Below are 13,816 nucleotides of genomic sequence, written 5' to 3'. Positions count from 1 at the left end.
ATGTCCCTGAGAACGCTCCGAAAAAACTCGCCGCTGGCGGTCACGGGAAAGTACCTGGCTCTGGCCCTTTATGTCGGCTTCGCCCTGTTCCCGCTCTACTGGCTGGCGAAGATCGCCATCACGCCGGACAAGCTGATCTATTCGGAAGGAACGGCGTTGTTCCCCAGTTCGGTCACTTTCGAGAACTTCCGGACCGTCCTGCTCGCGACCGATTTCCTGGCCTATTTCAGGAACAGTGTGATCGTCTCGCTGGTCACGGCGGCCGTCACGACCTGTGTCGCTGCGGCGGCAGGCTATGCCTTCTCGCGCTTCGATTTCCGCGGCAAGCGGCTCGTGGTGGCCCTGATGCTGATCACCCAGATGTTTCCGCTCCTGATGATCATCGCGCCGATCTACAAGATCGTCGCCGCAGTCGGCCTCCTGAACTCACTGACCAGCCTGATCATCGTCTACACGGCCTTCAACATTCCCTTCGCCACCTTCCTGATGCAGTCGTTCTTCGACGGCATTCCCAAGGATCTGGAGGAAGCGGGCATGATCGACGGCTGCACCCGGTTCGAGGCGCTCAGGAAGATCATCCTGCCGCTGACCCTGCCGGGGCTGGCCGCAACTCTCGGCTTTGTCTTTACCGCCGCCTGGAGCGAACTGCTGTTCGCACTCATGCTGATCAATTCCAACGACACCATGACCTTCCCGGTCGGGCTGTTGACCTTCGTCTCGAAATTTTCGGTCGACTGGGGGCAGATGATGGCGGCCGGCGTGCTCGCGTTGGTGCCGTCCTGCCTGTTCTTCATCTTCATCCAGCGCTATCTGGTCCAGGGGCTCACCTCTGGCGCCGTCAAGGGGTAGGGGACCCGGCTCATGGCTCGCATCGAACTTCAGAACATCGCCAAGAATTACGGTCCCGTTGAAGTCCTGCGCGACATCAACCTGGAGATCGAGGACGGCGAATTCATCGTGCTGGTCGGCCCGTCCGGCTGCGGCAAGTCGACCCTTCTGCGCATGATCGCCGGGTTGGAGCCGATCACGGACGGGGAGTTCCGGGTCGATACGCGCCGCATGAACGAGGTGCCGCCGCGCGACCGCGACATGGCCATGGTGTTCCAGTCCTATGCGCTCTATCCGCATATGGATGTCGCCCGGAACATGGGCTTCTCGCTTGAAATCCGCAAGGCTGCAGCGGCGGAGCGTAACGACAAGGTCGGCAACGCGGCCGGCGCGCTGGGGCTGAGCAGCCTGACCGCCCGGCTGCCCAAACAGCTTTCCGGCGGCCAGCGCCAGCGGGTGGCCATGGGCCGGGCCATCGTGCGTGACCCGAGCGCCTTCCTGTTCGACGAGCCGCTCTCGAACCTCGACGCAGCTTTGCGCGTCGAGATGCGCCTGGAAATCGCCCGCCTGCACCAGCGTCTGAAGGCAACCATGATCTACGTGACCCATGACCAGGTCGAGGCGCTGACGCTGGCGGACCGGATCGTCGTCCTGAATGGCGGCGACATCCAGCAGGTGGGAACGCCGCTCGACCTCTATGAGCGGCCGGCCAACAAGTTCGTCGCGCAGTTCATCGGCTCGCCGACCATGAACATCCTGGAAATCGAGCCGGGCGGTAACGGCATTCTGCTGAAGGACGGAACGGCCCTGCCGCTCGGCCTGAGCGAAAGTCAGGGGCGCGCGAAGGAGCTCGGCGTGCGGCCGGAGCATCTCGACATTGTTGCTCCGGCAAGGGCGCACATGATCGGCAGCGCCGAACTGGTGGAGCATCTGGGCTCGGACACCAACATACATGCCAATGTCCCGGGGATCGGCCAGGTGCTGGTGCGCGAGCATGGCCATTTTCCGCTGAAGTCGGGGGATGCCGTGGGCATTGCCATAAACCTGGAAAAGGCCCATCTGTTCGATGGCGCGGGTCGCAGTTTGCCTAAGCCAGCTACGCAGGTCTGACCCGCTTGCAACCTGACCATTGCGCTCAGATCTTCGCCGCCAATTGAAGCAGGCACAGCTGCAGGACCGGTCTTGCGCGATCGGCATGTCTCCTGTTGGCGCACTCAGTTTGCCGAGCAATTCCAGGTTTCGCAGGCCAGCCGGCTGACAGCGCTCTGCGCGCAGGCATAGGCGTGCCAGTTCGACGAATTGACCGGACTTCGCGGTGCCTTCATCGCACAAGGTTCAACGAAGCGTTGGCGCAGATTGTCGCCGCTCTCGATCCGGGTTGCCAGCGCGGCACGGGTCGCCGACACCTGTGGCCTGAGCCCTGACGCCTCGAATGAGTGCAAACGAACAGGCGTCTGCCCAAGACAGAATATCTGCTCAAGACTCCGGCAAACCGCAACGCGGCATCGAGCGTTATGGCATCAGACCAACACGCACGACTTTCGCGATGCCCATCGAAAGCCCTTTGCTGGTAACGGATTCTCCTCGAGCGCAGGGCCTCTGAGGCCTTTTTCCCGGGCATGCCTGTTTTTTCATCTGCGACGCAACGGGAATCCAATTGACAGCGATAAATATATGGAAGAGGCTTTGTAAACCGATTTACTAAATCGCTTTACGAGACAAACATGGCCGAGCGAAGAACGACAAGTCTGAAGGATGTAGCCAAGGAAGCAGGCGTTTCCGTGACAACTGTTTCGCGCTTCCTGAATGGCAAACTCGACCTGCCGGACTCCACAAAAAAGCGCATAGAATCTTCCATTGCCCGCCTCGAGTACGAGCCCAATCCCCATGCCCGGCGATTGAGCCGCGGTCAGACGGATACGATCGGTCTGGTGGTTCCGGACATCGCCAATCCCTTTTTCGGCACTCTGGTTGCGGCGGTTGAAGAAGCCGCAGACAGCCGCGGTTTGGCAGTGACCCTTTATGCCACCCTCAACCGTGCGGACAGGGAACTGGCCTATTTGAGCCGGATCGAGCGGAACCACGTGGACGGCCTGGTCTTTGTGACCAATCACCCGGACAACGGAGACCTGGCGGCTTTGATCAATCGCACGGGAAAGGTCGTGGTGGTCGATGAAGACGTCCCGCTTGCGACCGTCCCCAAGCTCTTTTGCGACAACGAGAACGGCGGCTTTCAGGTCGGCCGGCATCTGGCGGAATTCGGTCACCAGCGGGTACTTTATATCGGAGGTCCCGAGGAGATGATCTCCACGCAGCGGCGCTACAAGGGACTTGAACGCGCGCTACAGCAAGATTTCGGCGACAGGGCTGTGATCGATCGTTACGTCGGCGCCTACACCATTGAATTCGGGCGGGAGGCAGCGCGCCGTTTCATCGCTGACAACCAGCCAGCAACCGCCATCTTCGCGGCGTCGGACGAAATCGCCATCGGGCTGATCGAGGTGTTCCGGGAAAGCGGTATTTCAATCCCGGCCGACGTGTCCGTCATCGGATTTGACGACGTCGGCCCGTTACACCTTTTCGGGCCGCCTCTGACTGCAATCCGTCAGCCTGTGCGTGCTTTGGGCCAGCGCGCCCTCTCTCTTCTCATGGATACCGATTGGCAGCGGGACGCCCCTATAGCGTCGGAAGAACTGCTGCCGGTTGAAATCGTCGTACGGGATTCTGTTGCACCTCCGGCGAAAAAATAAAAGCAACGCACCACCACCTAACAGAGGACTATCAAACAATGAGATCTCTCACCCGCAGGACTTTCGGTGCTGCTCTCGCCGCGACAACGGCGCTGGCCTGCCTCGGTGCAGCTCCTGCCTTTGCAAAAGACAAGACATACGCGCTTATCCAGATCAATCAGCAGGCGCTGTTCTTCAATCAGATCAATGAAGGTGCTCAGGAAGCTGCTGACAAGAGCGGCGACAAGCTGGTGATCTTCAATGCCAACAACGACCCTTCGGCGCAGAACAGCGCGATGGAAACCTACATCACCCAGAAGGTCGACGGGTTCATCGTCGTCGCCATTGACGTCAATGGCATCATGCCGGCCGTTGAAGCCGCCAGCGAAGCCGGTATTCCGGTGGTCGCCATCGACGCGGTCCTTCCGGAAGGCCCGCAAAAGGCACAGATTGGTGTCGACAACGGTCAAGCTGGCGCGGACATGGGCGCTTATTTTGTCGACTACGTGAAAAGCGATATGGACGGCAAGGCCAAGGTTGGCATCGTCGGAGCCCTGAACTCGTTCATCCAGAACCTGCGTCAGAAAGGCTTCGAGGACGTGATCAAGGACAAGGACGGCATTGAAGTCGCGGGTGTTGTCGATGGCCAGAACATTCAGGACAACGCTCTGACGGCGTCAGAAAACCTGATCACCGGCAATCCGGATCTGACCGCCATCTATGCCACCGGTGAACCGGCTCTTCTGGGCGCGATCGCAGCCGTTGAAAGCCAGGGCAAACAGGACGACATCAAGATCTTCGGTTGGGACCTGACGGCTCAGGCCATTTCCGGCATCGATGCAGGCTATGTCGCCGCCGTCGTTCAACAGGACCCGAAAGGGGAAGGTGTTGCCGCCGTCGAGGCTTTGGACAAGATCACATCCGGCGGCACCGTCGAGAAGGGCATCGACATCCCCGTAACCATCGTGACCAAAGCGAACGTCGATCCTTACCGAGACACATTTAAATGATCGATGACCAACAGCCATCTACCGCTGTTGGCGGCACCGGGGATCCCAGCGATCCCCGGTCAGTCGGCATGGCGGCCGCCACTGCGCCGGCTGTATCGTTGCGCGGTATCCGCAAGACCTTCGGCTCTCATGAGGCTCTGCGCGGGGTCGACCTGGATCTTTATCCCGGCGAATGCCTCGGATTGGTGGGCGACAATGCCGCCGGCAAGTCGACGCTCTCCAAGATCATTTCGGGAACCCATATCCCCGATGAGGGAACCATCACGCTGAATGGCAAGACCGTGCGTTTTTCCGGTCCGGCGGAGGCACGGCGAAGCAGCATCGAAATGGTGTTCCAGGACCTCAGCCTGTGCGACCACATCGATGTGGTGGGTAATCTATTTCTGGGACGAGAACTGACCAAAGGGCCTTTTCTCGACCGCAAGAAAATGATCGAGGAAGCCCGGAAGATGCTGGATTCCCTTGAAATCCGCATTCCGCGCCTCACCGCAAAGGTGGAGAAACTGTCCGGCGGCCAGCGTCAGGCAATTGCCATCGCCCGCGCCGCGTCCTTCCAGCCCAAGGTTCTGATCATGGACGAACCGACTTCGGCGCTCGCGGTTGCGGAAGTGGAAGCGGTGTTGTCCCTCATCAACCGCGTCAAGGCCAGGGGTGTTGCCGTCGTGCTCATCACCCATCGCCTGCAGGATCTCTTCCGCGTCTGCGATCGCATTGCGGTCATGTACGAGGGAACCAAGGTGGCCGAACGCAACATAGCTGACACCGATCTGGAAGATCTGGTGAAACTGATTGTCGGAGAGGAAAGACATTGACGGTCTACACCGAGCGTACCAAAGGGCATCCGTTCGCCGATTTCCTCGGTGAGCATGCCCAGGTCCTGTCCATCGCCTTCTTTTTCGTGGTTTGTGTCGTGTTCTTCTCTCTCATGACGACGACATTCTTCTCCGTCGGCAATGTCCTGAACATCGTGCGCCAGGCCGCGCCGATCCTGGTCGTGGCGATTGCCATGACCCTCGTTATTCTGACGGGCGGCATCGATCTCTCCGTGGGATCTATGGTGGCACTGATCAATGCAATTGCCGCGATCGTTTTGGCTCTGGGAGTGCCCTGGCCGCTTGTCATCATCGCGATGCTGGTTCTTGGAGGCGTCATCGGTCTGATGCAGGGCTGGTTTGTCTCTTATCAGGGTATTCCCGCCTTCATCGTCACACTGGCAGGCCTGTCCATCCTGCGCGGCTTTGCCCTTTATCTGACCCAGGGCTATTCCATTCCGATCCGTGACGTTCCCGGCTTCTTTTTCATTGGTCGGGGCGAACTCTTCGGCATGCCCTTTCCCGCCATTCTGGGAATTCTGGTCGCGATTGCCGGGTTTGTGGTGATCTCGGTCACCAAATACGGCCGTCAGGTTGTCGCCGTGGGGTCCAATCTGGAGGCGGCCCGCCGGGTCGGCATGCCGGCCAAGTGGATCGTGGCATCCGTGTACATGGTATCGGGGTTCGCCTGCGCGCTTGCCGCGATTCTGATCTCGGCCCGCCTCGGCTCCGGGTCGTCCAATGCGGCGGTCGGTTTCGAGCTGCAGGTCATCGCGGCGGTTGTTCTCGGCGGAACCTCACTCATGGGCGGACGGGGAACGATGATCGGTACGGTGCTTGGCACCCTGACGATTGCGGTGATCGGCAACGGCTTGATCCTGATGCATATCTCGCCATTCTTCACCCAGATAGTAACCGGTGCGATCATCCTGCTGGCCATCTGGCTGAACACCCGGATATTCACCACCAATTTCCGGTTTGGCGGCAAGAAGCGGAATTGACATGAGCAAGACGGAACTTTCTCCTGGCCATGTGGGCTCCGGACAGGTCATGAGTGTTCAGGGCCCCATCCCGGTGGAACAGCTCGGCGTCACGTTGATGCACGAGCATATCCTCAACGACTGCCGCTGCTGGTGGAACCCGCCCCGTACCCGGGACCGCCAGTATCTGGCCGACAGTTTTGTCTGCACGGAGATCCTCGGCGAGTTGCGCCAGGACCCCTTCGTGAACAAGGACAATATTTCGCTGGACGACGAACGTCTGGCCATCACCGAACTGGCGGCGTTTGCCCGGCAGGGCGGCAACACTGTCGTCGAGCCGACCTGTCAGGGCATTGGCCGGAATCCGGAAGCACTCGCCCGAATCTCCAAGGCGACCGGTCTCAACATCGTCATGGGTGCCGGTTTCTATCTGGATGGGTCGCATCCGGCGAGACTGGCGGACATGTCCATCGAACAGATCGCGGACGAGATCGTCACTGAAGCCGTTGACGGTGTGGACGGGACCGGTCTGAAGATAGGACTTATCGGCGAAATCGGTGTCTCCGCGGCCTTCACCGCCGCCGAACGCAAATCCCTGCGCGGTGCTGCCCAGGCCCATGTGCGCACGGGACTTCCGCTGATGATCCATCTGCCCGGCTGGCTCCGCCTCGGTCACGAGGTTCTTGACCTCGTCGCGGAAGAAGGCGTGGACTTCCGCCACACCGTGTTGTGTCACATGAACCCTTCGTGGGACGACCTGACGTATCAGAGCGAACTCGCCTCCCGGGGAGCTTTCATCGAATACGACATGATCGGAATGGATTTCTTCTATGCCGACCAGCAGGTGCAGTGCCCGAGCGATGACCAGGCCGCGGCCGCGATCGTCAAGCTGGTGGACGAGGGATACCGGGACCGGATCCTGCTCTCCCATGACGTCTTCCTGAAGATGATGCTCACCCAATACGGGGGCAACGGGTACGGCTATGTGCAGCGCCACTTCCTGCCACGCCTGAAGCGGCATGGACTGGACGACGATAGTCTGACCGTCTTCCTGCGTGACAACCCCAGATCGGTTTTCCAGGCAGCAGCCTGAACTTAAGTACACAAGATTGGAATAGTAATGACCACCAAAGTCCTCCTCGTTGGCGAAAGCTGGGTCAGCTCTGCCACTCACTACAAGGGGTTCGACCAGTTTGGCAGCGTGACCTTTCACCTGGGTGCCGAACCCCTGGTGAAAGCCCTGAAGGGCAGCGAGTTCGAACTGACCTACATGACCGCGCACGACGCCGTCGAGCAGTTCCCGTTCGAGATGGAAGGGATTGACACCTACGACGCGATCATCCTCTCCGACATCGGTGCAAATTCCCTTTTGCTGCCTCCACAGGTCTGGCTGCATTCGCAAACGGTTCCAAATCGTCTGAAGCTCATCCGGGCCTGGGTCGAAAAGGGCGGGAACCTCCTGATGATCGGCGGATATTTTTCCTTCCAGGGCATAGACGGCAAGGCGCGCTGGCGGCGTACGCCGGTCGAGGACGTTCTTCCGGTGACATGCCTTCCCTATGACGACCGGATCGAAATCCCCGAAGGCACCGGTGCCGATATTCTCAAGCCGGATCACCCGGTCTTTGCCGGCATCGAAGGTGAATGGCCGCCGATGTTGGGCATCAACGAAGTGGAAGTGCGCGAGCGTGAGGATGTCGAAGTCGTCGCCAGGCTGCCGGAAGACCAGGGTGGTTTTCCGCTGCTGGTACTGGGCAGCTACGGCAAGGGCCGGACCGCAGCCTGGACATCGGACATCGGTCCGCACTGGCTGTCGCCGGCGTTTTGCGAATGGGAGCACTACGGCAGGCTCTGGAAGAACCTGCTTGGCTGGATGACTGAAAACAGGTGAGGTGAAGCGGACAAAACCGGATCAATCGGCAAGAATGTCTGCCAGTTCCTTTTCACTCGGGAAGGCAGAACGCGTTCCACACCGGCCGACCGTCAAGGCGGAGGCGGCCGAGGCATGGCGCAGGGAGCGCTCGTCCAGGTCGCAGCCGCGCAGGGCGGAAGATGCGATGGCAACGGCCATGAACGTGTCGCCGGCTCCCGTGGTGTCGAGCACCGTCGCCGGAGAGGCCGGGGCGGTCACGAAACCCGTCCTGTCCGCGAGCGTGGCTCCTTCGCCCCCTGCCGTCAGCACCACCTGGCGCACGCCCTTGGCGAGAAGCTCCCGCGCGGCTGCTTCACCATCGGCACCGGTCAGGCTTCGAGCCTCGCCCTCGTTGAGGAAGGCAAGGTCGACGTCCGGCCAAAGATCATGGAAGTAGGACCGCAAGGGGGATGGGTTGAAGGCGGTAACCAGGGCTTTCTCACGTGCCTTCTTCAGGATACCGCGAGTCACGGTTTCGGAGAGGTTTCCCTGCAGGACGACAATATCGCCGGGTTGCGCTTCGCAAAGGGTGGGAAGCACGGCATCGAGCGTAAGGCTTTCCGCCGCTTCGGTGGTCGTAACGATGGCATTCTCGCCGTCAGGAGTGGTGAAAACGATGGAGAAATCGGTTGGGACGCCGCTGAGACGGATCAAATCGCTCTTGATGGGTTCCTGGGCGAGCTGCTCCTGGATCATCCTGGAGCGGAACCCGTCGCCAACGGCGGCGATCAGGGTGGTCGCAAGGCCGCAACGGCCGCAGACAACCGACTGATTGGCGCCCTTGCCCCCCAGGTCGCGGCTTTGCTCGCGGCCCAGAAGAGATGCCCCGGCTTGCGGGAAGGCAGAAACAGAGATGGTTTCGTCGATGGCGACGTTCCCGATTACGTAAGCACGCATGTGTAGCTTTCGCTCAAAAGGAAAGAAAATGCAGGACGTTTCAAACAAGTCATCCAGCGCAATACGGGAAATATTCGGTACAGACAAGGCATTGATCGGAATGGTGCATTGTCCACCCTTTCCCGGTGCTCCACGCTATTCAGGCGCTGCAATGGACGGTATCTACGATGCCTGTATGCGCGATGCGGATGCTCTGATCAAGGGCGGTCTGCACGGACTGATAATTGAAAATCACGGCGATGTACCCTTTTCGAAGCCCGAGGACATCGGTCATGAAACCGCGGCTTTCATGTCCGTTGTGACGGACCGCATCGCGCGCGCCACAGGCATGCCGCTCGGCATCAATGTCCTCGCCAACGCACCGCTGCCAGCGTTCGCGGTTGCAGCGGCCGGAGGCGCCGGTTTTATCCGGGTCAACCAATGGGCAAACGCCTATGTGGCCAACGAAGGCTTCATGGAAGGCCGTGCGGCGGAGGCGTTGCGCTACCGCTCCCTGTTGCGCTCCGGGCATATCAAGGTCTTCGCCGACAGCCACGTGAAGCATGGCGCTCACGCGATCACTGCCGATCGGACAGTCGAGGAACTGACCCGGGATCTCGCCTTCTTCGATGCGGATGTTGTGATCGCCACGGGTCAACGCACCGGAAACTCGGCCACTCTGGAAGAAATCGACCAGGTCGGCACTGCCACCAGTCTGCCGGTGGTTGTCGGTTCCGGCGTTACTCCTGAGAATGTTGCCTCCATTCTGGAGCGGACCGACGGTGTGATTGTCGCGTCTTCCCTGAAGGAAGGAGGCGTCTGGTGGAACCCGGTCGATCCGGTCCGGGTAAAAACCTTCATGGAGGCTGCGGCCCCGGCGCTGCAGCCATGAACACAGTGCCGGAACCTCTTTCGGAACAGATCCTGCGCGAGAACCGAACGGTCTTCGAGGCGATGGTGAACCATCGTTTCGTAAAGGACATCAAGGCTGACCGCCTGGACCGTGTCACTTTCGACCGTTACCTCGTTTACGAAGGCGCCTTTGTCGATACCGCGATTTCCATCTTCGCCTATGCCACGGCGAAAGCCGTGACGATGTATCAGAAGCGAAAGCTGATCTCCATTTTGGATGCGCTGGCCAATCAGCAGATCGCCTTTTTCGGGAGAGCATTCGCGGAACGCGGCATCGATCCGGCTATCCATGACACCTCCCGCCCGGAAGTTGCCGCTTTTCAAGACGGCATGTTGGACATCGCCCGGGAGGGCGGTTTCCTGGACATAGTCGCAGCAATGTTCGCGGCCGAGTGGATGTACTGGACCTGGTCCAGGGCGGCGGTGGATTGCACGTTCTCCGATCCCCTGTTGAAGGAATGGATCGAGATGCATGTGGAGCCGGGCTTCGAAGCCCAGGCCTGCTGGTTGAAAGATATCCTGGACTCGGCGGGCAAGACCCTCGGTCACGAGGACCGGTCTCGTCTCAGCATGATATTTGGCCGTGTCCAGACGCTGGAAATCGCCTTCCATGATGCGCCCTATCTTGAAGAGATCGTCAAATGAACACCCGTCACACGATAAACGGCAATCGTCTTCTCCTGCGGCTGGAAGAGTTCGCGCGGATCGGGGCAACGGCAAAAGGTGGCGTCAACCGCCAGGCGCTGACCGAGCTCGACCGCCATGCGCGCCAACGTCTGACGGACCTTGCCCTGGCGCGCGGGTTTTCCGTGTTTCAAGACCCTGCGGCCAATCTGTTCGTACGACGTGAAGGACGTAATGCGGAGCTGCCTCCGCTTTTGATCGGAAGCCATCTGGACAGCCAGCCGACCGGTGGCCGGTTCGACGGCGCTCTGGGTACTCTTGCCGCCTACGAGGTGCTGGAAAGCCTTGAAGACAAGGGCATTGAAACCGAATGCCCGGTCGAGGTCATTGCCTGGATGAATGAGGAAGGATGCCGTTTCGCGCCAGGATGCATGGGCTCTTCCGCCTTTGCTGCAGGCGCTATTCCCGCGAGTTGGGCCACGATTGTCTCCACGGACGGTTCGTCTTTGAAAGAGGAACTCGCAGCCACGCTGGAAGCTCTGCCGGAAGCGGTCATGCGTCCTCTTGGATTTCCCATAGCCGCCTATCTCGAAGTCCATATCGAGCAAGGGCCGTCGCTTGAAAAGGAAGGCATTCCCATCGGGATCGTCACAGGCATCCAGGGCACGCGATGGCTTGAAGTCAAGGTCACCGGCCAGGCCGCTCATGCAGGCACCACGGCGCTTGACTATCGGCGCGATCCCATGCGTGCCCTGAGCGAAGCTCTCGCCGACCTCTTCGGAACGGTGATGCCCCAAGACGAGAGAGCCCGGTTCACAGTCGGACAGGTGACGCTTTCACCCGGCGCGGTAAACGCCATTCCGGAGATTGCGTGCTGCACCGTCGATGTGCGCCATGTGGAAACCGGTCTTCTGGACAGTCTTGTGAAGCGCATCGGAAAGACTCTGAACAGCCACGCAGAGAAAAATGGTTGCACAGTCGAGCTGCGCGAGACCTTCAACATGGCGCCGGCGACTTTTGCAATCGATATGCTGGACGCCCTCTCCACCGCCGCGCAAAAGGCAGGACTTCAATCGAAGGAACTACTCTCCGGGGCCTTCCATGACGCCCTCTTCGTGAACCGTGTTGCCCCCTCGGCAATGATATTCGTGCCGTGCCGCGACGGTCTCAGCCACAACGAAGCCGAATTCGTGGAGCCGGACTGGTCCATTGCGGGAGGCAACATGCTCTTTTCCGCGGTGATGGAGCTCATCACGAGAAGCGTCTGCACCGGGTCAGGTGGGCATTCAGCGGGCACCCGTCCCGTGTGAGCCCCGATCCGCTCGGTATCGGCCTTAGCCGACGATCTTCAGAACCGGACTTCCCATCGGCTCGGAGAGGGGGCATCGGCAAGTCCCGGGTCGGTCACATTTCGCACAGCGTGCCGGCCATCCGGGTGCCAGCATAACAAATGCCACGTTCGCCCGCGCCAATGATGGCGATGTCCAATGCTCTGGTCTTGCCGTCCTGAGCGGCGGTTTCTTGCATCTGGATATCGGGCCACACTCAATTCGCCTTGCAGTAACAGGCCTCATAGGCGTCTTCACTGACGGCGCTCTGGGCGCAGGCATAGGCCTGCCAGTTCGACGAGTCGATCGGATTGTCCGGTGCCTTCACCGCGTAGAGCTCGGTGAACTGCTGCCTCGGCAACGTGTCGCTCCTGATCCGGCTTGCCAGCGCCGAGCGGCTTGCGGGGGAGAGGTCCTGGAGGGAATAGGTGCTGCGGTAGACATATTCGAGCTGCCAGTCGGGCGGGGCGCCCTGTGCGGCGGCGGCAAGGTTCGACAGATAGAATGTCGCCGAATCCAGCAGATCCCCGCTTGTGCGGTTGTAGAGAAAAACGGCGAACGCCGGATTGTTGCCGAAGATCGGGCTGACGGCCGGCGTGATCTGGCTGGCGATCAGCGGCGTGCCGTCCGTGTCGTTGATGATCGCGAAACTGTCCATGTGGGTATGGCCGGAAAACGTGTAGTCGACGATGCCGGAGTATTCGCGCATGAGATCCAGAAAGCCTTTCGAATAGCGTTCATGCCAGAAAGGGCTCAGCCGGCTGTCGCAGGGGCCGGAGCCTCGGACCGTGCTGTAGGCATTGAAACCCGGTGGGACATGCAGCAGGATCTGGGCCTTTCGTCCTTCCTGCCGGGTCTGCTCAAGCTGCTTTTTCAGCCAGGTCATCATCGCGCCGCCCGGATCACCGCCTCCGGAATTGCATCTGTCGGAGTAGCGCGGCGTCCAGAAGATATTGTTGAGGGCGATGACATCCTGATCCGCGAGGGTGGGATGGGCGACCTTGTAGTAGCCGCCTGTCCTGAACCGGTCGAACCGGTCCGGCTGCCGGCTCAGCGCAGCCCATTGATCCTTGAGACCGGCTGTAAAGGCGCTGTCCGGCGCGATCTCGTAGTCGCCGCAAGCGGAATCGGTATTGCCCATCACACCGAGGATGGGACTGCCGGCGAAGGTTTCGTTCAAGAGGTGGGAAACATACCGCGCGGTCTTGATGGCGAATGAGGTATGACCCTGAGGCGACGGCCCGGCAAGGGCCTGATACTTGGAATTGAAATCGTGGCTCAGGTAGTCTCCGGTGTAGAGCACATAGTCGTATGTCATGTTCTGCGCCGCGGCAGCTTCCAGAGCCGACCGCGTCAGGAAATAGCCGGCATCGTGATTGTAACCCCGGGGGTTTCCGCCGGTGCCGGTCTTGAAGATCGCCGACCAGTCGGAAACCGGGCTCCGGTCCAGCTTCGGCACCAGAGACGGCTCGGTGAACGGATCGAAGTGGATGTCCGTCACGATCAGGAAAAGCCCTTCGTCCGGGCCAGGCTGGAGCGGGGCGGCGGTCTGCTGGGCGTAAGCGCCGGCCAGCGGCAGCATCACGGCGGCAAGCGCCGCAATAGAGAAAGCAATCCTGCCAGCCATACCAGATTTCCTTGGATTGCGCGTGGGGCTGGCGCCACCCTATGGCGTTTTGCCCTTCTAAGGAAGTCGGGAAGTCCGGCACATACCGAAGTTGTGCGCGCATGCGGCCGGAGCGCTGTCCTTTCGGTCGGCCCGGGTCCCACCCGGGCCATCCTGTGGTCAGTGGAACACGACCCGG

15 protein-coding genes are annotated in these 13,816 nt (G+C 60.3%); 11 read left to right on the top strand and 4 right to left on the bottom strand.

Features of this window, described 5'->3' with window-relative positions; all coding sequences use genetic code 11:
• Nucleotides 1-849: a carbohydrate ABC transporter permease gene (locus AC0VX3_RS19010; protein ID WP_342893959.1), complete on the top strand. Its 849-nt coding sequence runs from the start codon at nucleotides 1-3 to the stop codon at nucleotides 847-849.
• Nucleotides 850-861: 12 nt separating this feature from the next.
• A complete protein-coding gene (locus AC0VX3_RS19005; RefSeq protein ID WP_475521819.1) occupies nucleotides 862-1,938 on the top strand; it encodes an ABC transporter ATP-binding protein in 1,077 nt (358 codons plus the stop codon).
• A 104-nt stretch (nucleotides 1,939-2,042) separates the two neighbouring features.
• Here the strand turns inward: AC0VX3_RS19005 and AC0VX3_RS19000 are convergent, their stop codons facing one another.
• Nucleotides 2,043-2,234, bottom strand: coding sequence for a hypothetical protein (locus AC0VX3_RS19000; protein ID WP_475521818.1), 192 nt, complete (start codon nucleotides 2,232-2,234; stop codon nucleotides 2,043-2,045).
• A 318-nt stretch (nucleotides 2,235-2,552) separates the two neighbouring features.
• On the opposite strand from AC0VX3_RS19000, the gene AC0VX3_RS18995 reads away from it, so the two are divergent.
• From AC0VX3_RS18995 to AC0VX3_RS18970, 6 genes are read left to right on the top strand one after another with little or no spacing between them, the layout of a single operon-like run.
• The gene (locus AC0VX3_RS18995; protein ID WP_342893961.1) at nucleotides 2,553-3,578 is read left to right on the top strand and encodes a LacI family DNA-binding transcriptional regulator; all 1,026 of its coding nucleotides are present in this window, start codon (nucleotides 2,553-2,555) and stop codon (nucleotides 3,576-3,578) included.
• A gap of 38 nt (nucleotides 3,579-3,616) precedes the next feature.
• Nucleotides 3,617-4,567, top strand: coding sequence for an ABC transporter substrate-binding protein (locus tag AC0VX3_RS18990; RefSeq protein ID WP_475521817.1), 951 nt, complete (start codon nucleotides 3,617-3,619; stop codon nucleotides 4,565-4,567).
• A complete protein-coding gene (locus tag AC0VX3_RS18985; protein WP_475521816.1) occupies nucleotides 4,564-5,379 on the top strand; it encodes an ATP-binding cassette domain-containing protein in 816 nt (271 codons plus the stop codon). The genes AC0VX3_RS18990 and AC0VX3_RS18985 overlap by 4 nt, the downstream gene beginning before the upstream one ends.
• Complete coding sequence (locus AC0VX3_RS18980; protein WP_342893964.1) at nucleotides 5,376-6,380, top strand: ABC transporter permease; 1,005 nt, start codon at nucleotides 5,376-5,378, stop codon at nucleotides 6,378-6,380. Before AC0VX3_RS18985 ends, AC0VX3_RS18980 begins: the two co-directional genes overlap by 4 nt.
• 1 nt (nucleotide 6,381) lies before the next feature.
• Nucleotides 6,382-7,452, top strand: a complete 1,071-nt coding sequence (locus AC0VX3_RS18975) for a phosphotriesterase family protein (protein ID WP_475521815.1) — start codon at nucleotides 6,382-6,384, stop codon at nucleotides 7,450-7,452.
• Nucleotides 7,453-7,479: 27 nt separating this feature from the next.
• Nucleotides 7,480-8,250: a glutamine amidotransferase gene (locus AC0VX3_RS18970; protein WP_475521814.1), complete on the top strand. Its 771-nt coding sequence runs from the start codon at nucleotides 7,480-7,482 to the stop codon at nucleotides 8,248-8,250.
• A 21-nt stretch (nucleotides 8,251-8,271) separates the two neighbouring features.
• Here AC0VX3_RS18970 and AC0VX3_RS18965 read toward each other — a convergent pair whose 3' ends face one another.
• Nucleotides 8,272-9,168, bottom strand: a complete 897-nt coding sequence (locus tag AC0VX3_RS18965; protein WP_475521813.1) for a ribokinase — start codon at nucleotides 9,166-9,168, stop codon at nucleotides 8,272-8,274.
• A 28-nt stretch (nucleotides 9,169-9,196) separates the two neighbouring features.
• Here AC0VX3_RS18965 and AC0VX3_RS18960 point away from each other — a divergent pair, with 28 nt between their 5' ends.
• From AC0VX3_RS18960 to AC0VX3_RS18950, 3 genes are read left to right on the top strand one after another with little or no spacing between them, the layout of a single operon-like run.
• Nucleotides 9,197-10,039 carry a BtpA/SgcQ family protein gene (locus AC0VX3_RS18960; RefSeq protein WP_475521812.1) on the top strand — a complete coding sequence of 281 codons (843 nt, stop codon included), beginning with the start codon at nucleotides 9,197-9,199 and terminating at the stop codon, nucleotides 10,037-10,039.
• Entirely contained in the window at nucleotides 10,036-10,704 is a 669-nt protein-coding gene (locus AC0VX3_RS18955) for a TenA family protein (RefSeq protein WP_475521811.1), read from the top strand. The genes AC0VX3_RS18960 and AC0VX3_RS18955 overlap by 4 nt, the downstream gene beginning before the upstream one ends.
• The gene (locus AC0VX3_RS18950) at nucleotides 10,701-11,993 is read left to right on the top strand and encodes a Zn-dependent hydrolase (protein ID WP_475521810.1); all 1,293 of its coding nucleotides are present in this window, start codon (nucleotides 10,701-10,703) and stop codon (nucleotides 11,991-11,993) included. The genes AC0VX3_RS18955 and AC0VX3_RS18950 overlap by 4 nt, the downstream gene beginning before the upstream one ends.
• Nucleotides 11,994-12,087: 94 nt before the next feature.
• On the opposite strand, the gene AC0VX3_RS18945 is transcribed toward AC0VX3_RS18950, so the two are convergent.
• Nucleotides 12,088-12,228, bottom strand: a complete 141-nt coding sequence (locus AC0VX3_RS18945; RefSeq protein WP_342893971.1) for a hypothetical protein — start codon at nucleotides 12,226-12,228, stop codon at nucleotides 12,088-12,090.
• Nucleotides 12,229-13,638 carry a metallophosphoesterase gene (locus AC0VX3_RS18940; RefSeq protein WP_475521809.1) on the bottom strand — a complete coding sequence of 470 codons (1,410 nt, stop codon included), beginning with the start codon at nucleotides 13,636-13,638 and terminating at the stop codon, nucleotides 12,229-12,231.
• Nucleotides 13,639-13,816: the final 178 nt, after the last annotated feature.

Source organism: Roseibium sp. QJM3NY_11, assembly GCF_056173175.1.
Note: the sequence above shows the minus strand (reverse complement) of the source record. Positions and strands in the feature narration are given on the sequence as shown.

Bases quoted from the DNA above. Each gene is read 5' to 3' on its own strand.
- AC0VX3_RS19010 (WP_342893959.1), top strand. From the start codon at position 1: ATGTCCCTGAGAACGCTCCGAAAAAACTCGCCGCTGGCGGTCACGGGA.
- AC0VX3_RS18995 (WP_342893961.1), top strand. From the start codon at position 2,553: ATGGCCGAGCGAAGAACGACAAGTCTGAAGGATGTAGCCAAGGAAGCA.
- AC0VX3_RS18985 (WP_475521816.1), top strand. From the start codon at position 4,564: ATGATCGATGACCAACAGCCATCTACCGCTGTTGGCGGCACCGGGGAT.
- AC0VX3_RS18955 (WP_475521811.1), top strand. From the start codon at position 10,036: ATGAACACAGTGCCGGAACCTCTTTCGGAACAGATCCTGCGCGAGAAC.
- AC0VX3_RS18970 (WP_475521814.1), top strand. From the start codon at position 7,480: ATGACCACCAAAGTCCTCCTCGTTGGCGAAAGCTGGGTCAGCTCTGCC.
- AC0VX3_RS19005 (WP_475521819.1), top strand. From the start codon at position 862: ATGGCTCGCATCGAACTTCAGAACATCGCCAAGAATTACGGTCCCGTT.
- AC0VX3_RS18950 (WP_475521810.1), top strand. From the start codon at position 10,701: ATGAACACCCGTCACACGATAAACGGCAATCGTCTTCTCCTGCGGCTG.
- AC0VX3_RS18975 (WP_475521815.1), top strand. From the start codon at position 6,382: ATGAGCAAGACGGAACTTTCTCCTGGCCATGTGGGCTCCGGACAGGTC.
- AC0VX3_RS18940 (WP_475521809.1), bottom strand. From the start codon at position 13,638: ATGGCTGGCAGGATTGCTTTCTCTATTGCGGCGCTTGCCGCCGTGATG.
- AC0VX3_RS18965 (WP_475521813.1), bottom strand. From the start codon at position 9,168: ATGCGTGCTTACGTAATCGGGAACGTCGCCATCGACGAAACCATCTCT.
- AC0VX3_RS18960 (WP_475521812.1), top strand. From the start codon at position 9,197: ATGCAGGACGTTTCAAACAAGTCATCCAGCGCAATACGGGAAATATTC.
- AC0VX3_RS18990 (WP_475521817.1), top strand. From the start codon at position 3,617: ATGAGATCTCTCACCCGCAGGACTTTCGGTGCTGCTCTCGCCGCGACA.